We start from the raw sequence: 21,332 nt of genomic DNA, 5'->3' as shown, positions 1-21,332 counted from the left end.
GAAAGGAGGGGGAGGAACGAGGGGGAGGAACGAGGGGGAGGAACGAGGGAGGAAGGGCTGAGAAGGGTTGGAGACCTCTGTGATGACATGCAATAGGAGCGGACTGACAGCTTCCGGCCAGTTACCTGACATAAAGCTGACGTGACGCGGATCACAGACTTGGGGCGCGAGGTTCGGGTCAATGGCCGAGCCGGTAGCCGAAGCCCCGGCGGGTATGGATCAGCGGGGGATGTTCCTGGTCCACCTTGTGGCGGAGGCGGGAGACGAGTTTCTCGATCGCGTTGCCGGCCCGGGCGTCTCCCCAGACATGCCGGCAGATCTGCTCCTTCGACAGCACCCGTTCGGCGTTGACCAGCAGATGGCGCAGCAGCCGGTACTCCGCGGGGGTGAGGTCGAGCGCCCGCCGGCCGCGCCAGGCCTGGCAGGTGGCGTCGTTGAGTACGAGATCGCCGTAGCACGGCCCTTGGCGCACCGGACTGCGGCCGCGCAGTAACACGTGTGCCCTGGCGAGGACTTCGGAGATGCGGAACGGCATGGTGACGTAGTCCGCCTCCCCCAGGCCCAGTTCGGGGACGAGCCGGCCCAGCTTCTCGTACGCGGTCAGGAAGAGCACCGGGGGGCGGTCGGCCGGGCGGAAACGACGGCCCTGGCCCAGGTCCTCGATGTCCGGCAGTGCGCTGTCGAGGACGACCAGGTCGAAGCGGCGCTCGGCGAGCCGGGTCATTCCCTCGACGCCGGTACGCGTCGCGGTCACCCGGTAGTCCGCCAACTCCAGCGTGGTCGAGAGCAGTTCCACGATCGCGGGGTCCTCGACGACGACCAGGACGTGCTGCCCGTTCCCACGGGCGGGCGCCGATTCCCAGCCGCCGCTCCCGTACGGTCCATCGGCCCCGTCCGGTCCATGCACTCGGTTCACCTCGCCCATCCGGTGCATCGCATGCACCTCGTTCACGAACAGGTCACTTCGCGCCCGCGTCCGTCGATGTACGCGTGCCGTCAGCCGTCAGACAGAGTGCGAGGCGTCCGTGCCCTCGATGTCCGCCTCGGCCTTGTCGAGGAAGTCGTCGACCATGCGGTGGAAGAGCGTGGCCAGTTGACGCAGTTCTCCCGGCGACCAGTCCGCCAGGGCCACCTCCATGCCCTGGCAACTCGCCACGCGGATGCGGTCGATGGCGTCCTGGCCGGTGGCGGTGAGCCGGATGCGCTGGGCGCGGCGGTCGTCCGGGTCCGGGACGCGGGTCACGTGACCGGCCTTCTCCAGTTGCTGCACCTGCCGGGTGACGTGCGAGGCCTCCACGCCGAGGCGGGCCGCCAGTTCGCCGGGGCGCAGGGGATCCGAGTCGGCGATCTGCCGCAGCAGCGCCACCGCGGCACGGTCCAGTGACACGCCGGCCAGGGCCATGAGGCGCTCGTGCTGCCGGACCCGGCCGGTCAGGTACACGATGCGGTTGAGGGCCCGTTCGATTTCGACCACGTCCTTCGAGACGGCACCGGACACACCTTCAGGAGGGGGGACGGGGGCGGCCGCGGATGACGGTGTCGACATGCGAATCACGCTACCAGCCACTTGCCTAAGTCAAGTAAATTCACGTCATATTTTGTGTGCCGTGCACACCCCATGCATCGCGCACAGTATGTGCGTGGTACATATTTGATGTCATGTCTCCTGCTCCGGCCTCGGCTCGGGCTCAGGGCAGGAGTCAGATCTGGGGAAGGACCGGCGGCATGGACAAGCCCACGCACCTGATCGAGTTCGAGGCGATGCTGCTCGGGCGGCACCTCTACCTGAACTCGCCCAGGGCCCGGACGGGCGGCCGCCTGGAGCGCAGCGCCTACATCCTGCTCAGCCGCATCCGCATCGAAGGCCCGATGTCCATCGGCCAGCTCAGCGATGCCTTCGGCCTGGACGCCTCCACCCTCAACCGGCAGACCGCCGCCATGCTGCGCGGCGGACTGGTCGAGCGCATTCCGGATCCCGACGGCGGCATCGCCCGTAAGTTCCGCATCACCGCCGAGGGCGAGCGCCGGCTCGACACGCATCGCACGGAGAGCGTCCAAGCCCTGGAGACGGTGATGGCGGACTGGGACCCCGAGGACGTCGCCAGGTTCGCCGAGTACCTCAAGCGTTTCAACACCGACATCGAGCGCCTCGACGAGCGGGCGTGGCCCCGCCCCTGAACCGAGGCGCGACGCGGAGGAGTGGGAGGTTTCCCGTACGCCTCGATGCTGACCGTGGCGTCCCTTCGTCGTGCCCCTGGAGGACGGGCCGGGCTCCGGTGTACTGCATTCTCAGTAGTCCGGATTGTCGGCAGGTGCACGACGACTCGGCGGCCCGTGCCCGGGAGTCTTGGGAGGTACCCCAGACCAGATGTGGAGACCTCCGTTCCCGTGGCTACTTTTCTCTATCGACTGGGCCGTCTGACCTTCCGGCGGCGCTGGCTCGTCACCTTCCTGTGGGTGGCGGTGCTGGGAGCCGTCGGCTTCGGCGCCGCCACGGCTCCCGCCGCCTCCGACGACTCGAACTCCATGCCGGGGATCGAGTCCCAACGGGCCTTCGACCTGATGGAACAGCGGTTCCCCGGGTCCGCCGCCGACGGGGCGAACGCCCGGATCGTCTTCGTCGCCCCCGACGGGCAGAAGATCACCACAGCCGGCCACCGGGCCACCATCGACCACCTCGTCGACCAGGTCGGCCACGGCTCACAGGTCGCCAGTGCCGTGAGCCCCTTCCAGGCCGGGGCCATCAGCAAGGACGCCACCACCGCCTACGCCACCGTCACCTACAAGGTGACCGCCGACGACCTCACCGACGCCGGCAAGAACGCCCTCGAAGACGCCATGGCCCAGGCCCGGGACGCGGGCCTGACCGTCGAGGTCGGCGGGACCGCACTGCAGACCCAGCCCGCCGCGGGCGGCTCCGCCGAGGCGATCGGCATCGCCATCGCCGCCCTCGTCCTGATCATGACCTTCGGCTCGCTGGCCGCCGCCGGGCTTCCGCTGCTCACCGCGATCCTCGGTGTCGGCGTCAGCATGGCCGCCATCATGGCCCTGGCCAGCGCGCTGGGCCTGTCCGCCACCACCGGCACCCTGGCCACCATGCTCGGTCTGGCCTGCGGCATCGACTACGCCCTGTTCATCGTCTCCCGCTACCGCGAGGAACGCGCCAAGGGCCACCCCGCCCAGGAAGCGGCCGCGCTGGCCACCGGCACCGCCGGCTCGGCCGTCGTCTTCGCCGGCCTCACCGTCGTCATCGCGCTGGCCGGACTGTCCGTCGTCGGCATCCCGATGCTCACCAAGATGGGCCTGGCCGCGGCCGGCGCCGTCGTCGTCTGCGTCCTCATCGCCCTCACCCTGGTCCCGGCCGTCCTGGGCTTCTGGCCCAACGCCGTGCTGTCCCGCAAGACCCGCAGGAGCAGCCGCGTCCAGGAGGCCGTCGGCACCAACGGCGGCACCCGCTGGGCCCGCTTCGTGCTGCGCCGCCCCGTCCCGGTCCTGCTCGCCTCCGTCGCCGGCCTGGGCGCACTCGCCCTGCCCGTCATGGACCTGCAACTGGGCATGCCCGGTGCCGAGGCCAAGCCCACCTCCACCACCGAACGCCGCGCCTACGACGCCCTCGCCGACGGCTTCGGCCCCGGCTTCAACGGACCCCTGACCATCGTCGTCGACGCCAAGGAAGCCGCCGAACCCAAGGCCGCGGTCAAGTCGATCGAGGAGAAGATCGGCGCCACCGACGGGATCGTGTCCGTCTCCCCGGCCCGGTTCAACACGGGCGGCGACACCGCGGTCTTCTCCGCGACCCCCTCCACCGCGCCGACCAGCGAACAGACCAAGGACCTGGTCAAGCACATCCGCGCCGAGCGGCCCGGCACCGAAACCGCGACCGGCGCCGAGTTCGAGGTCACCGGCTCCACCGCGATGAACATCGACGTCGCCCAGAAGACCCAGGACGCGCTGATCCCCTACCTCGTCGTCGTGGTCGGCCTGGCCATCCTGCTCCTCATGGTCGTCTTCCGCTCCGTCCTGGTCCCGGTCAAGGCCGCCGTCGGCTTCCTGCTCTCCGTGCTGGCCGCGCTCGGATCGGTCGTCGCGGTCTTCCAGTGGGGCTGGGGCGCCGGACTCCTCGGCGTGGAGACCACCGGCCCGATCATGAGCATGATGCCGATCTTCCTGGTCGGCATCGTCTTCGGACTGGCCATGGACTACGAGGTGTTCCTGGTCGCCCGGATGCGCGAGGCCCACGTCCACGGCGACAGCCCCCACCAGGCCGTGGTCACCGGCTTCCGCTACAGCGCCCGGGTCGTGGTCGCCGCCGCACTGATCATGATGGCCGTCTTCTCCGGCTTCATCGGCGCCGGCGAATCCATGATCAAGATGATCGGCTTCGGACTGGCCATCGCCGTCCTGTTCGACGCCTTCGTGGTCCGGATGGCCTTCGTCCCCGCCGTCCTCGCCCTCCTCGGCAAGGCCGCCTGGTGGATGCCGGGCTGGCTGGACAAGATCCTGCCCCGCGTCGACGTGGAGGGCGAAGCACTCGGCCGGCCCGCCGTCGCCGCCCCGACCGTGGACGAAGGGCGCGAGCGGGAAACGGCTCGCGTCTGACGGCCCCACGTTCAGGAGGGTCGCCCGAGTGGACACGGGCGGCCCTCACTGGGCGTTCGCCCATGGCCTCATCCATCATGGGCCCAGATCACTCTGACCGGAGACCACATGCTCACCAGATGGCAGCGGTACACGAAGGACCATCCCCGCGTCGTGGACGCGGCGGTGATCGTGCAGGTCTTCGCCGCCGCCGTCCTCGGAAGCTACGTCAGCGATCTGGAACCCTCCGGCAGCCGGAACCCCCTGTGGCCCGGCGTGCTCCTGGCCGCCGTCGCGTGCATCGCCCTGTGGTGGCACGGCAGCCACCCCCGAACCGTCGTCGTGCTGACCGCGGTCTGCACCAACGCCGCCGGTGGGCTCGGCTACCTGCTCACCCCCCTGCTGCTGGCCCCGTCCATGGCCGCCCTGTACTGGCTGGCCGTCCACACCGACCGCAGGACCGCACGCGTCTACTCCATCGCCGTCACCGCCATGCTGGTGACCACGGCGCTGCTCTCCGACCCGTACGACCATCCGCTGGCCCTCAAGACGATCGGCCCCGCCGCCTGGGTGCTGATGCCGATCGCCTGGGGCACGGCTGTCCGGCTGCGCGGCGCCTATCTGACGGCCGTCCAGGCGCGGGCCGAGTTCGCCGAGCGCACCCGCGAGGAGGAGGCGCGGCACCGGGTCGCCGAGGAGCGCATGCGTATCGCCCGCGAGCTGCACGACGTCGTCGCCCACCACATGGCCCTGGCCAACGCGCTGGCCGGTACCGCCGCGCACCTCGTGACCACCCGGCCCGAGCAGACCGAGCGGATCCTCACGGACCTGGTCGGCACCACCTCCTCGGCGCTGCGCGAACTCAAGGCCACCGTCGGCCTGTTGCGTCAGCCGGACGATCCCGAGGCGCCCCTGGAGCCGGCACCCGGGCTCGGGCGGCTCTCCGAACTGACCGCCGCGTTCGCCTCCGCCGGGCTCGCGGTCACCGTCACCACCGAGGGCGAGGAGCAGCCGTTGTCGGCGGGCGTGGATCTGACGGCGTTCCGGATCGTGCAGGAAGCCCTCACCAACGTCACCAAGCATGCCGCCGCGCGGGCGGCGCAGGTGCGGCTCGCGTACACCCCCGACCGGCTCACCATCACGGTCTCCGACGACGGATCCGGCGACGCGCCCCTCGTACCCTCCCCGAGCGGCGGTTTCGGCCTCATCGGCATGCGCGAACGCGCCCAGTCCGTCGGCGGCAGGGTCCGGGCGGGGCACGGCCCCGACGGCGGTTTCACCGTCACCACCCAACTGCCGATCCACGTCTAGGCACCAGGCACCAGGCACCAGACACCCGACACGAGACTCCGGAAGCGAACCGAAACAGATGACCATCCGCGTCCTGCTCGCCGACGATCAAGCTCTCCTGCGGGCGACCTTCCGGATCCTGATCGACTCCTGCGACGACATGGAGGTGGTCGACGAGGCCGCCGACGGCAAGGAGGCGGCCGAGCTCACCCGCACCCACCGCCCCGACGTCGTCCTCATGGACATCCGCATGCCCGGCACCGACGGCCTGACCGCCACCACCGCCATCTGCGCCGAACCGGACCTGTCCGGTACCCGCATCCTCATCCTCACCACCTTCGAGACGGACGAGTACGTCGCCCAGGCCCTGCGCGCCGGAGCGAGCGGCTTCCTCGGCAAGGACGTCACCGCCGACGCGCTCCTCGACGGCATCCGCACCGTGGCGGCCGGTGAGACCCTCCTCTCCCCGCTGGCCACCCGGTCCCTCATCACCCGCTTCCTCGCCACCCCGAAGCCGGCCGACCTGCTGGCACCCGCCGAACACCTCGCCACCCTCACGGCCCGTGAACGGCAGGTGATGGCGCTGGCCGCCGAGGGCAGGTCCAACGACGAGATCGCCGCGGACCTCTTCGTCAGCCCGCTGACCGTGCGTACCCACGTCCACCGCGCCATGACGAAGCTCAACGCCCGCGACCGCGCCCAACTGGTCGTGATCGCCTACCAGTCCGGGCTCGTACGGGCCACCCCGCCCGAGTCCTGAGCTCGGCCCGCCCTGTCCGGTTCAGCCCGTCGCGCCGAGCGACCACCGCGGGACACTGCCCGCGAGGCGGCAGGCGAGGAAGTACAGGGGGATCGGCGGGGTGTAGGGCGAGTCGCCGTCGGGGCTGTGGATCAGGCGGGGGCGGCCGGCGCGGGGACCTCGGAGGGCTCGCGTCCAGGACGGGTCGGCCAGCCGGGCGCCGACGGCGTAGCGGGTGCCGGACGGCCAGCTGACACCTATCTGGGAACCGGCGGGCACGATCCACCACCAGCGCTCGTCGTCGGCGAAGACACAGCCGACGCGGGGCAGGCAGTCCATGATCCGCTCGCCGTGGTCCCGGGGCGTGCCCACGGCGTCGCACCCAAGACCGGTGCGCAGTCTCGCGGGCAGGACGAGACGGACCGGGTGCTCGGGCGGGGGCGTGGCGGAGGCGGGCGGTCGCAGGTCAAGGACGTGCTGTCGTTCCATGGGGCAGGGACCCTTCGGCCGAGTGGGGGTTGGGCCGGGTGAGGTGCGTGGTGCGCGCGGGCCCGGTGGAGACGATTTCCCGGGTCTCCGGCGTCGGCGCCGGCTTCGACGGCAGTACGGCCCAGACGACGCGCCCGGACCCGTCCGCGGTGTCCCTGACTCCCCAGTCGCTGCTGAGCGCGCCGACCAGCAGGAGCCCGCGGCCGCCCTGGTCGTCGGGGTCCGGACTGCACTGTGCCGGGAGCGTCAGGCCGCGGTTCTGGTCCTCGACCTCGATGTGGAGCCGTTCTCCGGCGGTGCGCAGCCTGCAGACGATCCACTCGCTCGCCGTGTGCGTCAGCGCGTTGGTGACGAGTTCGGAGGCCACCAGGACGGCGTTGTCGCATGTTTCGGGGCTCGTGCCCCACTCGCCGAGCAGCTCGCGCACGTTCCGGCGGGCCACGCCCACCGACGCGGCGGTGGGCGGCAGGCCGAACACGCCTGCCCTGTGGGGGTGTTCGTCCGCGGGCAGTCGGCCCAGTGCCTGGGGGAGGGAGGGCGGAGCCATCGCCGTTCGCCTTTCGTCTGCCTTCGCACCGGGAGTCAGGCCGATGCCGGTACCGCACGGTCCGGTGCCACCGCGAGAAACGTACGACGAGCTACGTACAACTCGCGGCACGACGAGACGAGTTGCGGCCCTGTCTCCCCCAACTTGGCCGCATCGTCTCTTCCTTCACCGGGCCGGGACGGTACGCCCCACTGTGACACCTGCCAACAACACCCCGCAACCAACAAGTTGAAAATTGCAGAGTGCCGGGTGCATGCTGCCCCGGTCGAACGGTGATCGTGACAGACTGCGACTTCGAACACCCACCGTGAGGAAACCCACCGTGAGGGGGTAGGCGTGACCGCGGAGACCGACTGGGGCGGCGCGCCCTCCGTCCTGCGCATGATCCTCGGCAGGCAGCTGGAGGAACTGCGGACCCGGGCCGGACTGTCGTACGAGCAGGCCGGCGTGGCGATCGGGGTCAGTCACTCCACGATCCGCCGGATGGAAGCCGCCAAGGTGGCCCGGCTCAGGCTCGCGGACGCCGAGAAGCTGCTCCAGGTCTACGGGGTGACGGACCAGCAGGAGATCGACACCTTCCTCAAGTCGGTCCGCGAGGCCAACAAGCGCGGCTGGTGGCACACCTACCGTGACGTGCTGCCGGACTGGTTCGCCGCGTATCTGAGTCTGGAGCAGGCGGCGCTCCAGATCCGCGCGTACGAGGCGGAGTTCGTGCACGGGCTGCTGCAGACCGAGGCCTACGCGAGCGCCCTGCTGAGCGCCGGCAATCCGCACGGCTCGGCCGAGGCGACGGAGCGCAGGGTCGCGCTCCGGATGCGGCGGCAGGAGCTGCTGACCCGCCCCTCACCGCCGCGGGTGTGGATCGTGATGGACGAGACGGTGCTGCGGTGGCCGGTCGGGGGTCCCGAGGTGATGCGGGCCCAGATCGACCACCTCATCGCGGTCAACGAACTCCCCCATGTGACGCTGCAGATCATGCCGTTCCGTAACGGTCCGCATCCGGCCATGCGGGCCGGCGCGTTCCATCTCTTCCGGTTCCGGGCCCCCGAGTTGCCGGACATCGTCTACCTCAGCGGTCTGGTGGGCGCTGTCTATCTCGACAAGCGCGACGACGTCGTGGTCTATCGCGAGGCCCTGGACCGGCTGGGCGCCCAGTCGGCGCCCGCCAGAAAGACCGAGGCTCTCCTCGGTGCGATTCGCAAGGAGCTCTGACGTGCACCACCCCATACGCAACCCCATACGCAACGGCATACCTTCCCGCGAACTCGGCAGGCACGGCTGGCGCAAGCCGTGGAGCGACGACGCGGGCGGCGCCTGCGTCGAGGCGAAGAAGCTCGGCGACGGCCGGGTCGCGCTGCGCCAGTCCACCGACCCCGACGGTCCCGCACTGGTCTTCACCCCTCACGAGATGACGGCCTTCCTGTCGGGCGTGAAGGCGGGCGATGCCGACTTCCTTTTCTGAGAGGCCTGCTGAGAAACCTTCTGAGAAGCCCCTGCTCTGTGATCGACTCTGCTTTCCTGATCACACCTGTTTGCCTCAACACCCTTGGCTTTCCTGAGCGTTCACTCTGAGCATCACTCTGAACACACGACTTGATGGGAGGGGCGGCCTTGACCGACAACGGATGGCCGGCCGACCGGATCGACACCGAGAACGCGCACTCGGCGCGCATCTACGACTACATCCTCGGTGGTAAGGACTTCTACCCCGCCGACAAAGAAGCGGGCGACGCCATGTCGCGGGAGTGGCCCGCGATGCCGATCCACATGAAGGCCAACCGCGACTGGATGAACCGTGCGGTGGCCTACCTGGCGAAGGAAGCGGGGATACGCCAGTTCCTGGACATCGGTACGGGCATCCCCACCTCCCCCAACCTGCACGAGATCGCCCAGTCGGTGGCCCCCGAGTCACGGGTCGTCTACGTCGACAACGACCCGATCGTCCTCACCCTGTCCCAGGGCCTGCTGTCCAGCACGCCCGAGGGCAGGACCTCGTACGTCGAGGCGGACATGACCGATCCGGCGACCATCCTGGACGCGCCGGAGATCCGCGAGACCCTCGACCTCGGCAAGCCGGTCGCCCTCACGGTGATCGCGATCGTCCACTTCGTCCTTGACGAGGACGACGCGGTCGGCATCGTCCGCCGCCTCCTGGAGCCCCTCCCCTCGGGCAGCTACCTGGCGATGACCATCGGCACCGCCGAGTTCGCGCCCGAGGAGGTGGGGCGGGTTGCCCGCGAGTACGCGGCGCGCAACATGCCCATGCGGTTGCGTACGTTCAGTGAGGCCGACGAGTTCTTCGAGGGTCTCGAACTGGTTGAGCCCGGGATCGTCCAGGTGCACAAGTGGCATCCGGACGGTTCGGAGACCGAGTCGATCCGGGACGAGGACATTGCGATGTACGGGGCCGTTGCCCGTAAGCCGTAGCTCTCCGCTTGCTGCAGGGTGATTTCTCTGCGGCCCGGTGGGGGCTTGTCGCGCCCACGCGGCGGAGCCGCACATCGATACAGACCCGCGCCCCTGGTAGTGGGGGCGCGGGTTACTCGTTGTCTGCGGCCAGTGGGTCGTTTGGCGGGGGGATGATCCGGGCGCTGAGGTCCGGGTCGGTCATCTCCTCGTCGAACGGGAACATCGGGCGGTGGATTCGGTGGTGGCCCAGGCGGAGGAGGTTCTGGTCGACTCCGCCCGGTGTGAGGGCCATCTTCCAGTCGGCTGCCATGTCGAAGAGTTCGGGTTCCAGGTAGCCGATCTTGACGATGACGATGTCGGCCGTCCGGGGTGACAACTCCAGGTCGGTGAAGTCGTGTTCGTGGTGGTACGGCTTGCGCAGTGCGGTGAGGACGACGTACACGCCGCCCACCCGCAGCACCGCCCCCACCTCCGCGTGCGGGTCGCCGTGGCGGATCGCGTGGACCACACCGGTCATGGTGAGCGGGCCGGCGTGCCGGTCGTCGATCTCGGCCCCCGCCGTGACCGTGACGGTCGCGCCGACGCCCGCCCGCACCGCCGTCTCCACCGCGGCCGGGCCCGGGAGTGAGGCGTAGATGACCGTCGGGCCGGAGGGGTCTTTGAACTCCGGTTGGGCCAGCACCCGTTCGAGGCTCCACGTCACATCACCCGCGCCGCCCGCCGTCGGGTTGTCGCCTGTGTCGCTGATGAAGTACGGGCGGTTTTCCGGCGCCGAGGCCAGTGCCTCGTCCAGGCAGCCGTCCAACGTGTCCGTCGGCGCGACGAACTCGAAGGCGTGCCGCGCCTCCCAGAAGCCCTGCGCCAGGCGTTCGGCGCCCGCCGCCACCGCGGCCCGGTCGGGGCCTGTGACCATGACTACGGCCCGGTTGCGCGGTTCGTCCGCCCACGCGTACCCGACCCAGATCGCCGCGTCCGTGACGCCCTCCGCCGCCTCCACCTCCTCGACCGCCGCGTAGACGCTCTTCGCGGGTTCGATGCGGGTCGAGGTCTGCTCGCCGGCCAGGAGTACGGGCACGGGGATCCAGGCCTTGACCGGGCGGGGTGCGCCGGTCGTCAGGAGGTCCACGAGGTTGCGGGCCGCCCGCTCCTTCGTCTCCATGGCGTCCTCGTGCGGGGCCATGCGGTAACACGTGATCAGGTCGCTCAGGTGGGCGAGTTCGCGCGAGACGTTGCCGTGCAGGTCCATGGAGGTGGACACGATCACGTCCGGGCCGACCGTCTCGCGGACGCGGGCCAGCAGGACCGCCTCGGCGTCGTCGATGCCCTCCACCGTCATGGCACCGTGGATGTCGAACCAGAGGCCGTCGAGGGGCCCCGACTCCGCGAGGCGCGCGAGGAGTTCGGCGGCGAGTTCCTCGTACGCGGCCGCCGTCACCGTGCCGCCGGGCAGCGCCTTGCCTACCAGCGCGCCGCGCCACTCGGCGGCGGCTCGCAGCGGCGCTCCGGGAGCGAGGAACGGATAGCGCGTCAGGACGTCCGCTCCCCGCTGGGGGTGGAAGGCGGCGGCCTCGGTCCGCGCCGGGGAGAACGTCGACGACTCGATGCCGAGCCCGGCGATGGCGATGACCGGGCGGGAGAGGGGGCTACGGGGTCGGGCGGCGGGGCGGGTACGGGGTTCTGCCATGACTCCTCGGCTCTTCCTGTCTTCCTGGGAGGACTCTTCTTGAGGGCTTGGGAACTACTGGGCCGTGACCGCCTGAAGCGCGTGCGCCAGCGCCCTCTGCAACGCCAACTGCCCGGCGCCGACGAGCCCCGCGTCGGCGCCCAGGCTCGCCCGCTCGATCACCAGGTGCTTGGTGACCAGCGGATGGCAGCCCTCGTACAGCTGACTGCGTACGGCGGCGACGAACGGTTCGAGTGTCGACAGGAGACCGCCGAGATAGACGGCGTCGGGATTGAAGAAGTTGACGTTCGCGGACAGGACCATGCCGAGGTACCGGCCGGCCTGGCGGACGGCTCGCGTCGCCTCCGGGTCGGCGTCCGAGGCGAGGCGGACGACGTCCTCGATGGACCCGACATCGAGACCCCGCTCGCGCAGGATCCGTACGAGTGCGGCGCCCGAGGCCACCGTCTCCAGGCAGCCGGTGTTGCCGCAGGAGCAGGGGACGTCGCCGGCCTCGACCCGTACGTGGGTGATCTCGCCTGCGGCGCCGGTCCCGCCCCGGTAGAGCCTGCCGTCGGCGATGACACCGGCGCCGATACCGGAGCCCATCTTCACCATGATCGACTGGCGACGCTCGGCGGGCTGGACGCTGTGCTCGCCCACGGCCATGCAGTTGGCGTCGTTCTCGATGGCCGCGGGAATACCGAAGTGGTCCTCCAGCCACGCCCGGACGGGGAACCTGTTCCAGCCGGGCATGCGTGCCGGGAGGGTCACTACACCCGAGTCGACGTCCACCGGGCCCGGCAGACACAGGCCGACACCGCGCAGCAGTTCCCGGCCGCGCCGCTCGGCGAGGGCCTCCAGGGTCTCCGCGAGTGCGGGAAGCGCCACCTCGGGGCCCTCCGCCGTCGCGAACGGCACGGTCGAGACCTCGGTGACACTTCCGCCGGGCAGCACCACACCGACGCGCGCGTGCCGCCCGCCGAGGTCGGCCGCGACGGCGAACCCCTCGCTCCCGCCGAGCCGCAGGACCTTGCGCGGGCGCCCGCCGGTGGAGGACCGCGTGCCCTGCTCGGCGACCAGTCCGTGCGCGACGAGCTGGCTGACCGTGAGCGAGATCGTCGAGGGTGCGGCGCCGAGCAGACCGGCGAGTTCGGTACGCGTGCTCGCCTGCCCGGAGGCGAGGAGTTCGAGGACGCGCTCGGCAAGTGAGGAGACGCCCGAGCCGCCCCTCCGGTGCACCGCACTTTTTTCAGACATGGACGAAGTAACTCCCGGGGTCGAGGAAAGACGGGAAATCCGAGGCGAAGTCGGGGGTCGAGAGGACTGAGCGTACGTCCGCAGACCCCGTACCGACTTTTTCCAGAACAGCAGAAACAGACTTTTTACAGCGACCAGCCTGTTTCTTCGAACAGTCGAGTCGTTGACTGACTCCGCCACGCGCCGTTGTCCATCGGGAGCCCGTGGTCCTTGTTCACCCTGAGGAGAGCCATGTCCCCTGCTCGTACGACGCTCGTCGCCGGTGCTGTCGTCTCGGTGGGCACACTGCTGCTCGCGGGCTGCTCCGGGACGGGCGACGACCCGTCGTCCGCGTCGCCCGACTCCGTCAACTACGCGCTGCCCGCGAACTTCACCCCGAACTGGATCCTGCCGATCGGCACCGCGGCGCGCCTCAACACCAACAACAGGTCCATCGCCGACAGCCTCTGGGATCGGCTCGTAGCGTACGACGGCTCCACCGGCAAGATCGCCTGGAACAAGAAGGCGTCCCTCGCCACCGCCGCCGACTTCGCGTCCGACAGCAAGAGCGTCACCATCACTCTGGGCAAGCGGAGTTGGAGTGACGGCAAGCCGGTCACCTCGCGCGACGTCGAGTTCTGGTTCAACCTCATCAAGGCGAACAAGGCCGAGTGGGCGGGCTACACCCCCGGCAAGTCGCCGGACAACTGGGCCTCGTTCAAGACCGTCGACGACCGCCACTTCACGATCACCTTCGACCAGGCCTACAACTCCGAGTGGATGCTGGCCAACGAGCTGAACGAGATCACCCCGCTGCCGCAGCACGTGTGGGACAAGACCGACGCGTCGGCGAAGGTGTCCGACGCCGACCGGACACCCGCGGGCGCGAAGAAGGTGTGGACGTACCTCAACACGGCCGCGAAGAACATCTCCGGCTACGAGAAGGACGCGCTGTGGAAGACCATCAGCGGCCCGTACTCGGTCAAGTCGTTCTCGACGTCCGGCAAGGTCGTGCTCGCCGCCAACAAGAAGTACGACGGCGGTGAGAAGCCGGGCATCGCGACCGTGAACCTGCTGCCCTTCACGACGGCGGACGCCGAGAAGAACGCGCTGCGCTCCGGGAGCGTCGACTACGGCTACATCGAGGCGACCGACCTCGACCAGAAGGAAAGCTTCACCGCCCGGGGCTACACGGTGAAGCCGTGGTCCGGCTGGGCAATCACGTACATGCCGTACAACTTCAACAACCCTGCCATGGGCGCCGTGTTCAAGCAGCTGTACGCGCGCCAGGCGGTCCAGCGGTCGATCGACCAGACGAGTCTGGCGAAGGTCATCTTCAACGGCACGGCCGTGCCCGGCTACGGCCCGGTCCCGCAGGCGCAGGCCTCCGACTTCGTCTCGCCGACGCAGAAGGACAATCCGTATCCGTTCTCGACGGCGGACGCCAAGTCCCTCCTGACCGGCCACGGTTGGCAGGAGAAGGGCGGGGTCATGGTCTGCGCGGACCCGGGGACGAGTGACTCGCAGTGCGGCGAAGGTGTCGCCGAGGGAACGAAGTTCGAGATGCAGGTGCTGTCGCAGTCCGGCTCGACCGTGACCGACAACATGATGAGCGCGATCCAGTCCTCGCTGGAGAAGACCGGCATCAAGTTCTCGATCAAGACCGCCCCCGTCAACTCGGTGCTGTCGCAGACCCCGCAGTGCACGTCGGGGCAGTCCATCTGCAAGTGGCAGCTGTCGTTCTTCGGCACGGCAGGCAGCTGGTACTTCAGCGCCTTCCCCACCGGCGACTCGCTGTTCCAGACCAAGGGCGGTTCGAACTTCGGCAACTACTCGAACCCGGACGTCGACAAGCTGATCACCGCGTCCACGACGTCGACGTCCACGCAGGCCGTGAAGGACTACAGCGCGGCCTTGGCGAAGGACCTGCCGGTCATCTGGCTCCCGGCGCCCGACTACCAGATCTCGGTCGTCAAGAACGGGCTCGGCGGCTTCTCGCAGGACTCGCTCGCCAACTTCCACCCGGCGCAGTGGAAGTGGACCAAGTGAGGACCGGCTGAGGACCGGCTGAGACCCAACTCATGGATACCCTCCTCTACTTGACCCGACGGGTCCTCCAGGCCCTCGTCGTGATCCTCATCGTGACGGTCGTGGTCTTCTGCCTGCTGCACGCGCTGCCCGGGGGTCCCGCACGCGGGATCCTCGGCCCGCAGGCGACGGCCGAGCAGATCGCCGCGTTCAACCACGATCAGGGCCTCGACCGGCCGCTCCCCGTGCAGTACGTCTACTACCTGAACACGCTGTTGCACGGCGATCTCGGCACCTCCTACACGCTCAACGCGGCGGTCTCCGAGCTCATCGAGCAGCGCCTGCCGAAGACGCTCGTCCTGACCCTGCTCTCGGCGTTCGTCGGGCTGCTGCTCGCCATCCCGCTCGGCATGTGGCAGGCGGTCCGGCGCAACAGGCCGGTGGACTACGTCATCACGACGCTGAGCTTCGTCGCATACTCGACTCCCGTGTACTTCCTGGGACTTGTGCTCGTCCTCGTGTTCACCCAGGTACTCCCCTGGTTCCCCTCCCAGGCACCGCAGGGTGACTCGCTCGGGGACGTGTTCGCGCAGCCCGACGCGCTGGTCCTGCCGGTGGTCGCCGGAGCGGCGTCCATGGTCGCCGTGTTCAGCCGGTACATGCGCGCGGCGACGCTGGAGAACCTCCAGGAGGACTACGTACGGACCGCGCGGGCCGGCGGCTCCCGGCTGCGGTCGATCCTCTGGCGGCACGTCTACCGCAACTCCCTCACGCCCGTCGTCGCGATGCTCGGCTACTACGTGCCCGTGCTCTTCGGCGGCGCGCTCGTGGTCGAGCAGCTCTTCAACTACCCAGGGATGGGGCTGCTGTTCTGGAGCGCCGCGCAGTCCTCGGACTATCCGCTGCTGCTCGGCTGCGTGCTCGTCATCTCCGTCGCGACCGTCGTCGGCACGCTGCTGGCCGACATCGTCCAGCGGATCATCGACCCTCGTGTGAAGGCGGGCCGGACATGACTGCCGTACTCCAAACCCAGGCGGTGACAGGGGAGTTGGTCTCCGGCTACCGCCTCTCCGTGCGGCGGTTCGCGCGGAACAGGCTGGCGGTGACCGGCCTCGCGGTCGTCGTGCTCTTCCTGCTCTTCTGCTTCGTGGGACCGCTGCTGTACTCGACCGACCAGACCCATACGGACCTCACCCAGGTGAACCTCGCGCCGAGCGGGGCGCACTGGCTCGGCACCGACGCGGTGGGGCACGACGAGCTGGGGCGGCTGATGTACGGCGGGAAGGTGTCGCTGCTCGTCGGTCTCGCGGCCGGCCTCCTCGCGACCGTCATCGGGACGCTGTGGGGCGCGGTCGCCGGGTACGCGGGCGGCTGGCTCGACGCGGTCATGATGCGCGTCGTGGACGCCGGGATCGCCATCCCGGCGCTGTTCATCCTGCTCGTCGTCTCGGCGATCACGACCCCGGACGCGCTCGGACTGATCGTCATCCTGGGCCTGGTGTCGTGGCTGGTGCCGTCGCGTCTCGTCCGGGCGGAGACGCTCAGTCTGAAGAGCCGCGACTACGTGCTGACACTGCGGGCGATCGGCGGTACGCACGGCCGGGCGGTCTTCCGGCACATCCTGCCGAACTCGGTCTCGACCATCGTGGTCGCGGCAACGTTCCAGGTCGCCGACGCGATCCTGCTCATCGCGTACGTGTCCTATCTCGGCCTCGGTGTGCAGCCGCCGTCGACCGACTGGGGCGGGATGCTGTCGGCCGGGCTCACGGCCGCGTACTCCGGGCGCTGGTGGCTGATCGTTCCGCCGGGTCTCGCGATCATCCTCGTCGTGTGCGCGTTCAACGCGATCGGGGACGGGCTGCGGGACGCCTTCGACGTGAGGGGAAGGGCATGAGCACGAACAGGAGCACGAGCATCCTGGAGATCGCTGACCTGGACGTCACGTTTGCGACCGAGACGGGTGACGTGCCCGCCGTGCGCGGGGTGTCGCTCCACGTCTCCCCCGGTGAGACGCTGGCGCTGGTCGGCGAGTCAGGCTCCGGCAAATCGACGGTGGCGCTTGCCGCGATGGGGCTGCTGCCGGGGAACGCGCGTGCGTCGGGCCGCGCCTCGGTCGACGGTACGGACGTCGTCGGCGCCGCCGAGTCCGAGCTGGCGGGTTTGCGGGGGCGCACGGTGTCGATGGTGTTCCAGGAGCCCGCCACGGCTCTCGATCCGCTCACCCGGATCGGGGCGCAGATCGCGGAGGTCGTACGGAACCACCGGCCGGTCCCGGCCCGCGACGCCGCGCGGGAAGCCGTCGAACTGCTGCGCCGGGTCGGCATTCCGGAGCCGGACAGGCGGGCGTCCGCGTACCCCTTCCAGCTGTCCGGCGGGCAGCGGCAGCGGGTCGTCATCGCCATGGCCATCGCGAACGCCCCGAGCCTGCTCATCGCGGACGAGCCGACCACCGCCCTCGACGTCACCGTGCAGGCCGAGATCCTCGACCTGCTGCGGGGGCTCGCGGCCGATTCCGGTACGGGCGTTCTGCTGGTCACGCACAACATGGGGGTGGTGGCGGACTTCGCCGACCGCGTCGCGGTGATGCTGGAGGGGGAGATCGTGGAGACCGGCACGGTGGAGGAAGTCCTGCTCCGGCCCACGCACGAGTACACCCGGCGGCTGCTGGCGGCGGTACCGCGGCTGGCGGTCGCCGAGGCGGGAAGCGGGGCCGAGCCGGAGCCTGCCGGCACCGAATCCGACGCCGAATCCGGTGGCGAGGACAGACTTCGGCCGACCATCGCGGGACCCGCGAACGACGCGAAACCGCGGCTGACGACTGCCCGGCCCGGGAGCGAAACCGAGCCGCCGCCCGGCGTCACCGACACCGACACCGACACGGTGACCTCAGCCGAAACCGCCCCTGAGCGCGTAGCCGCCGAGCCTCGCCGCAACGCCCTGGCAGCCAGCACCACCCGCGGCGCGCCCACCGATGCCCCGGTCGTCGAACTGCGCGGCGTCTCCGTGCACTTCGGCAGTCGGCGTCGTGCCGTACGGGCCCTCCAGGACGTCTCACTCACCGTCCGGCCCGGCGAAACCCTGGGCCTGGTCGGCGAGTCGGGCTCCGGAAAGTCGACCGCGGCCCGGGTCGCGCTCGGGCTCGTGGCGCCCACCGCCGGCTCGGTCGCGCTGTTCGGCACCGACCTCGGGAAGGCCCGGGGGCGGGCGCGCCGTGCGCTGCTGGCCGGCGTCGGTGTGGTCCTGCAGGACCCGGTGGCCTCGCTGGACGCGCGGATGAGCGTGGCGGAGTGCGTCGCCGAACCGCTGCGCGTCCACCGCCGGGGAATGCCGGCGGCCGAACGCCGGGAGCGGGTCGCGGAGGTGCTCGAACTCGTCCGACTGTCAAGGGAGTTGGCGGGCCGCGGGCCGCGCGAGCTGTCCGGCGGGCAGCGTCAGCGGGTGAGTCTCGCCCGGGCGCTGGTGCTCGAACCGCGGCTGCTGGTCGCCGACGAGCCGACGAGCGCGCTCGACGTGAGCGTGCAGCGGACGGTCCTGGAGGTGATCGCCGAGCTCCAGGACGAACTCGGCTTCGCCTGCCTGTTCGTCTCCCACGACCTCGCGGTCGTCCAGCGGTTCGCGGAACGCGTGGTGGTCATGCGGGCCGGGCGCATCGAGGAGGAGGGCGCCACCGCGACGACCCTCCTGCACCCCGGGACGGACTACACCCGCCGCCTCATCGCCGCCGTACCCGTGCCGGACCCGGTCCTCCAGCGCCTGCGGCGCGCGGAACGCCGGGCCGCGCTCGACGCCGTGGCCGCCACCGTCGCCGTACCCGACGTACCCGCCGGAACGGAGGGCCGGGCGTGACCGCACCCCCGCCGCGCCCACCCGTCCCCGAGGTGTTCGCCGGTGTCGACATCGGCGGCACGACCACGCAGGTCGTGCTCTGCACGCCCGAACTCGCCGTCGTGGACGGCCTGGAGGTGCCCACCCCGGCGGCGGCGGGCGGCGCGGCCATGGTCCGCGCCGCGCTCGACGCGCTGGAGCTGCTGCTGGCGCGCGGACCCGCCCGGCTGCTCGCGGCCGGAGTCGGCGCGGCGGGCCTGGTCGACACGCGCGCCGGGCGCATCCTCGTGGCGAGCGACTCCTTCACCGACTGGGCCGGTTTCGAGGTGACGGCGACGATGGCGGGAGAGCTCGGCGTACCGGTCTTCCTCGACAACGACGTCAACGCGTTCCTCCGCGGCGAGGTGGCCGAGGGAGCCGTCGCGGGCGAACCGCACGTGCTCGGCATGACGCTCGGCACCGGCGTCGGCGGCGCCCTGTGGCTGGACGGCGCGCTGTACGACGGCCCGCACGGCGCGGCGGGCGAGATCGGCCATGTGCCGGGCTTCGGCGACCTCCCGTGCACCTGCGGCGGGCGCGGCCATCTGGAGACACTGGCCTCCGGCCGCTCGATCGGCGCGCGGTACGGCGACCGGACCGGGGGGAGCCACACCGCGCGTACGGCCCGTACCGCGCTCGCCGTCGCCGAGGCGGCGCGCCTCGGCGACCCGGACGCACTCGCCGTGTACGAGGCCGCGGGTGCGGCGGTGGCCCGCGCGATCCTGGTCACGGCGGGCCTGCTGGACATCACCACCTTCGTGATCGGCGGCGGTGTCAGCGAAGCGTGGGACCTCCTCGAACCGCCGATCCTGGCCGTGCTCGCCGCCGAACCTCCCGTCAGCGGCCACCCGATCCGGGTCGTACGGGCCGGACTCGGCGGCTCCGCGGTCGCGATCGGTGCCGCGTCCCGCGCCCGAACGGAGTTGCGGGAGCCGAGGGAGACACGAGCCTCGCGGGACTCGCAGGACGCTCGGGACCCCTTCACGCCCCGCCGTCCGCATCCGGACGGCGGCAACACGGCCACGACCAGGAGTCATTGACCGCCCACGACCACATCTCAAGATCGAATACGACAACTCCGGCCATCCGGACGGCCATTCCGGCGCTCACTTGACTACCAGGCGTCACACACGATTGGCTCCGGCCAGCGGAAGCCAGACAGTCGGCCCACAACGCGCCGACGGTCATGGCTCCTTGACGCTCTCCATCCGCTTGCCGGCCGCACAGCGAGGTGCCCGCACCCCCATGAACACCACCCCCATACGGCACGTCTCCACCGGATCCAGACGCGGCACGGCGCTGGCCTCCGCGACCGCGGCCGCCTGTCTGCTGACGGCAGGCTGCTCCGATTCCGGCGGACCGGAGCCGGACGGCGACGCCGGCCCGGCGGGCCGGGCGGGCACCGCCCGGCTCAAGGTCGCCCTGATCACGCACAGCGCCCCGGGCGACGCGTTCTGGGAGCTGGTTCAGAGGGGCGCGCAGGCGGCGGCCGCCAAGGACGGCATCGAGCTGACGTACGCGAACGACCCCGATGCCACGGACCAGGCCGACCTGGTGCGGGATGCGGTCGCCGACCGGGTCGACGGCATCGCGGTGACCCTGGCCAAGCCGGACGCGGTGAAGGGCGCGGTCGCCGAGGCCGAGGCGGCGGGCATCCCGGTCGTCGGGCTCAACTCCGGTATCGACGCCTGGAAGTCGGCCGGCCTGCTGGAGTACTTCGGCCAGGACGACAGCGTGGCGGGCCGGGCCGTCGGCGACAGACTGGACACCCTCGGCGCCGAGAACGCCCTGTGTGTCATCCACGAGCGGGGCAACGTCGCCCTGGAGGCGCGCTGCGCCGGAGTGAAGAAGGCGTTCGGCGGCGACACCGAGATGCTCTACGTGAACGGCTCCGACCTCGACGCGGCGACCGAGTCCATCACGGCCCGGGTCCGGCAGGACCCGACCATCGACGAGGTCGTCACGAACGGGGCGCAGCTCGCGCTCGCGGCGGTGAAGTCCGTGCAGGAGGCGGGCAGCGGGGCCGAGGTCGCCACCTTCGACCTCAACAAGGACCTGGTCAAGGCCGTACAGGGCGGAGACGTGCAGTTCGCGGTCGACCAACAGCCCTATCTGCAGGGTTATCTCGCCGTGGACTCGCTCTGGCTCTACAAGACCAACGGCAACGTCAGCGGCGGCGGAGAGGCCCCGGTACTCACCGGTCCGGCGTTCGTGACGAAGACGAACGCCGCCGCTGTCGCGGAGTTCGCGGCGAACGGAACCCGTTGAGCACCCTGATTCCGACGGCCCGAACCCCACGCGCACGCCATCGTCATGTAACGGCGTCGCCAAGGTTTCGGGTACTCACGGTGCGTACGGTCACTTGTACGGATAGCATCCTGGCCACCCCCTGTGCTGGACCGGACACGCGGCCACCCACCGCGCCCGTCCCGCGCCCCCACCTCCACCGACCGTCCCTGTTACCTCCCTCCCCCGCCTCCCCGCAG

19 protein-coding genes are annotated in these 21,332 nt (G+C 70.4%); 13 read left to right on the top strand and 6 right to left on the bottom strand.

Annotated features, from left to right (window positions below; all coding sequences use genetic code 11):
• Positions 1–178: 178 nt before the first annotated feature.
• Both AB0I18_RS19620 and AB0I18_RS19615 read right to left on the bottom strand, forming a co-directional pair.
• A complete protein-coding gene (locus tag AB0I18_RS19620; RefSeq protein WP_363106779.1) occupies positions 179–952 on the bottom strand; it encodes a response regulator transcription factor in 774 nt (257 codons plus the stop codon).
• A 51-nt stretch (positions 953–1,003) separates the two neighbouring features.
• On the bottom strand, positions 1,004–1,546 hold the full coding sequence (locus tag AB0I18_RS19615; RefSeq protein WP_363106778.1) for a MarR family winged helix-turn-helix transcriptional regulator: 543 nt from the start codon (positions 1,544–1,546) through the stop codon (positions 1,004–1,006).
• Between the two features lie 179 nt (positions 1,547–1,725).
• Here AB0I18_RS19615 and AB0I18_RS19610 point away from each other — a divergent pair, with 179 nt between their 5' ends.
• The 4 genes from AB0I18_RS19610 to AB0I18_RS19595 all read left to right on the top strand — a co-directional run bounded on the left by AB0I18_RS19610 (position 1,726) and on the right by AB0I18_RS19595 (position 6,628).
• A complete protein-coding gene (locus tag AB0I18_RS19610) occupies positions 1,726–2,178 on the top strand; it encodes a MarR family transcriptional regulator (RefSeq protein ID WP_363106777.1) in 453 nt (150 codons plus the stop codon).
• Positions 2,179–2,388: 210 nt separating this feature from the next.
• Complete coding sequence (locus AB0I18_RS19605) at positions 2,389–4,599, top strand: MMPL family transporter (protein WP_363106776.1); 2,211 nt, start codon at positions 2,389–2,391, stop codon at positions 4,597–4,599.
• A 108-nt stretch (positions 4,600–4,707) separates the two neighbouring features.
• Complete coding sequence (locus tag AB0I18_RS19600) at positions 4,708–5,889, top strand: sensor histidine kinase (RefSeq protein ID WP_363106775.1); 1,182 nt, start codon at positions 4,708–4,710, stop codon at positions 5,887–5,889.
• 58 nt (positions 5,890–5,947) lie between these two features.
• Positions 5,948–6,628 carry a response regulator transcription factor gene (locus AB0I18_RS19595; RefSeq protein WP_363106774.1) on the top strand — a complete coding sequence of 227 codons (681 nt, stop codon included), beginning with the start codon at positions 5,948–5,950 and terminating at the stop codon, positions 6,626–6,628.
• A gap of 21 nt (positions 6,629–6,649) precedes the next feature.
• On the opposite strand, the gene AB0I18_RS19590 is transcribed toward AB0I18_RS19595, so the two are convergent.
• On the bottom strand, positions 6,650–7,096 hold the full coding sequence (locus tag AB0I18_RS19590) for a hypothetical protein (RefSeq protein WP_363106773.1): 447 nt from the start codon (positions 7,094–7,096) through the stop codon (positions 6,650–6,652).
• Positions 7,074–7,643, bottom strand: a complete 570-nt coding sequence (locus tag AB0I18_RS19585; protein WP_363106772.1) for an ATP-binding protein — start codon at positions 7,641–7,643, stop codon at positions 7,074–7,076. The genes AB0I18_RS19590 and AB0I18_RS19585 overlap by 23 nt, the downstream gene beginning before the upstream one ends.
• Before the next feature lie 336 nt (positions 7,644–7,979).
• Between AB0I18_RS19585 and AB0I18_RS19580 the strand changes: the two genes are divergently transcribed.
• The 3 genes from AB0I18_RS19580 to AB0I18_RS19570 all read left to right on the top strand — a co-directional run bounded on the left by AB0I18_RS19580 (position 7,980) and on the right by AB0I18_RS19570 (position 10,070).
• Positions 7,980–8,855 (top strand): helix-turn-helix transcriptional regulator, encoded by an 876-nt coding sequence (locus tag AB0I18_RS19580; protein WP_363106771.1) that lies wholly within the window; start codon positions 7,980–7,982, stop codon positions 8,853–8,855.
• A gap of 1 nt (position 8,856) precedes the next feature.
• The gene (locus AB0I18_RS19575; RefSeq protein ID WP_363106770.1) at positions 8,857–9,105 is read left to right on the top strand and encodes a DUF397 domain-containing protein; all 249 of its coding nucleotides are present in this window, start codon (positions 8,857–8,859) and stop codon (positions 9,103–9,105) included.
• Positions 9,106–9,254: 149 nt separating this feature from the next.
• Complete coding sequence (locus AB0I18_RS19570) at positions 9,255–10,070, top strand: SAM-dependent methyltransferase (protein ID WP_363106769.1); 816 nt, start codon at positions 9,255–9,257, stop codon at positions 10,068–10,070.
• A gap of 112 nt (positions 10,071–10,182) precedes the next feature.
• On the opposite strand, the gene AB0I18_RS19565 is transcribed toward AB0I18_RS19570, so the two are convergent.
• Both AB0I18_RS19565 and AB0I18_RS19560 read right to left on the bottom strand, forming a co-directional pair.
• Positions 10,183–11,736 (bottom strand): M81 family metallopeptidase, encoded by a 1,554-nt coding sequence (locus AB0I18_RS19565; RefSeq protein ID WP_363106768.1) that lies wholly within the window; start codon positions 11,734–11,736, stop codon positions 10,183–10,185.
• Positions 11,737–11,790: 54 nt separating this feature from the next.
• The gene (locus tag AB0I18_RS19560; RefSeq protein WP_363106767.1) at positions 11,791–12,975 is read right to left on the bottom strand and encodes an ROK family protein; all 1,185 of its coding nucleotides are present in this window, start codon (positions 12,973–12,975) and stop codon (positions 11,791–11,793) included.
• 231 nt (positions 12,976–13,206) lie between these two features.
• On the opposite strand from AB0I18_RS19560, the gene AB0I18_RS19555 reads away from it, so the two are divergent.
• The 6 genes from AB0I18_RS19555 to AB0I18_RS19530 all read left to right on the top strand — a co-directional run bounded on the left by AB0I18_RS19555 (position 13,207) and on the right by AB0I18_RS19530 (position 21,114).
• Positions 13,207–15,003: a peptide ABC transporter substrate-binding protein gene (locus AB0I18_RS19555; RefSeq protein ID WP_363106766.1), complete on the top strand. Its 1,797-nt coding sequence runs from the start codon at positions 13,207–13,209 to the stop codon at positions 15,001–15,003.
• 32 nt (positions 15,004–15,035) lie between these two features.
• A complete protein-coding gene (locus AB0I18_RS19550; RefSeq protein WP_363106765.1) occupies positions 15,036–15,995 on the top strand; it encodes an ABC transporter permease in 960 nt (319 codons plus the stop codon).
• The gene (locus AB0I18_RS19545) at positions 15,992–16,876 is read left to right on the top strand and encodes an ABC transporter permease (RefSeq protein ID WP_363106764.1); all 885 of its coding nucleotides are present in this window, start codon (positions 15,992–15,994) and stop codon (positions 16,874–16,876) included. Before AB0I18_RS19550 ends, AB0I18_RS19545 begins: the two co-directional genes overlap by 4 nt.
• The gene (locus tag AB0I18_RS19540) at positions 16,873–18,828 is read left to right on the top strand and encodes an ABC transporter ATP-binding protein (protein ID WP_363106763.1); all 1,956 of its coding nucleotides are present in this window, start codon (positions 16,873–16,875) and stop codon (positions 18,826–18,828) included. Before AB0I18_RS19545 ends, AB0I18_RS19540 begins: the two co-directional genes overlap by 4 nt.
• A 32-nt stretch (positions 18,829–18,860) precedes the next feature.
• Entirely contained in the window at positions 18,861–19,886 is a 1,026-nt protein-coding gene (locus AB0I18_RS19535; protein WP_363106798.1) for an ROK family protein, read from the top strand.
• Between the two features lie 205 nt (positions 19,887–20,091).
• On the top strand, positions 20,092–21,114 hold the full coding sequence (locus AB0I18_RS19530; protein WP_363106762.1) for a substrate-binding domain-containing protein: 1,023 nt from the start codon (positions 20,092–20,094) through the stop codon (positions 21,112–21,114).
• Positions 21,115–21,332 lie beyond the last annotated feature (218 nt).

The organism is Streptomyces sp. NPDC050704 (assembly GCF_040654355.1).
Taxonomy (GTDB): Bacteria; Actinomycetota; Actinomycetes; order Streptomycetales; family Streptomycetaceae; genus Streptomyces.
Note: the sequence above shows the minus strand (reverse complement) of the source record. Positions and strands in the feature narration are given on the sequence as shown.

Excerpts from the sequence above, each read along its gene's own strand:
- AB0I18_RS19615 (WP_363106778.1), bottom strand. The coding sequence starts at position 1,546 with ATGTCGACACCGTCATCCGCGGCCGCCCCCGTCCCCCCTCCTGAAGGT.
- AB0I18_RS19610 (WP_363106777.1), top strand. The coding sequence starts at position 1,726 with ATGGACAAGCCCACGCACCTGATCGAGTTCGAGGCGATGCTGCTCGGG.
- AB0I18_RS19600 (WP_363106775.1), top strand. The coding sequence starts at position 4,708 with ATGCTCACCAGATGGCAGCGGTACACGAAGGACCATCCCCGCGTCGTG.
- AB0I18_RS19595 (WP_363106774.1), top strand. The coding sequence starts at position 5,948 with ATGACCATCCGCGTCCTGCTCGCCGACGATCAAGCTCTCCTGCGGGCG.
- AB0I18_RS19590 (WP_363106773.1), bottom strand. The coding sequence starts at position 7,096 with ATGGAACGACAGCACGTCCTTGACCTGCGACCGCCCGCCTCCGCCACG.
- AB0I18_RS19585 (WP_363106772.1), bottom strand. The coding sequence starts at position 7,643 with ATGGCTCCGCCCTCCCTCCCCCAGGCACTGGGCCGACTGCCCGCGGAC.
- AB0I18_RS19565 (WP_363106768.1), bottom strand. The coding sequence starts at position 11,736 with ATGGCAGAACCCCGTACCCGCCCCGCCGCCCGACCCCGTAGCCCCCTC.
- AB0I18_RS19560 (WP_363106767.1), bottom strand. The coding sequence starts at position 12,975 with ATGTCTGAAAAAAGTGCGGTGCACCGGAGGGGCGGCTCGGGCGTCTCC.
- AB0I18_RS19555 (WP_363106766.1), top strand. The coding sequence starts at position 13,207 with ATGTCCCCTGCTCGTACGACGCTCGTCGCCGGTGCTGTCGTCTCGGTG.
- AB0I18_RS19550 (WP_363106765.1), top strand. The coding sequence starts at position 15,036 with ATGGATACCCTCCTCTACTTGACCCGACGGGTCCTCCAGGCCCTCGTC.
- AB0I18_RS19545 (WP_363106764.1), top strand. The coding sequence starts at position 15,992 with ATGACTGCCGTACTCCAAACCCAGGCGGTGACAGGGGAGTTGGTCTCC.
- AB0I18_RS19540 (WP_363106763.1), top strand. The coding sequence starts at position 16,873 with ATGAGCACGAACAGGAGCACGAGCATCCTGGAGATCGCTGACCTGGAC.
- AB0I18_RS19530 (WP_363106762.1), top strand. The coding sequence starts at position 20,092 with ATGAACACCACCCCCATACGGCACGTCTCCACCGGATCCAGACGCGGC.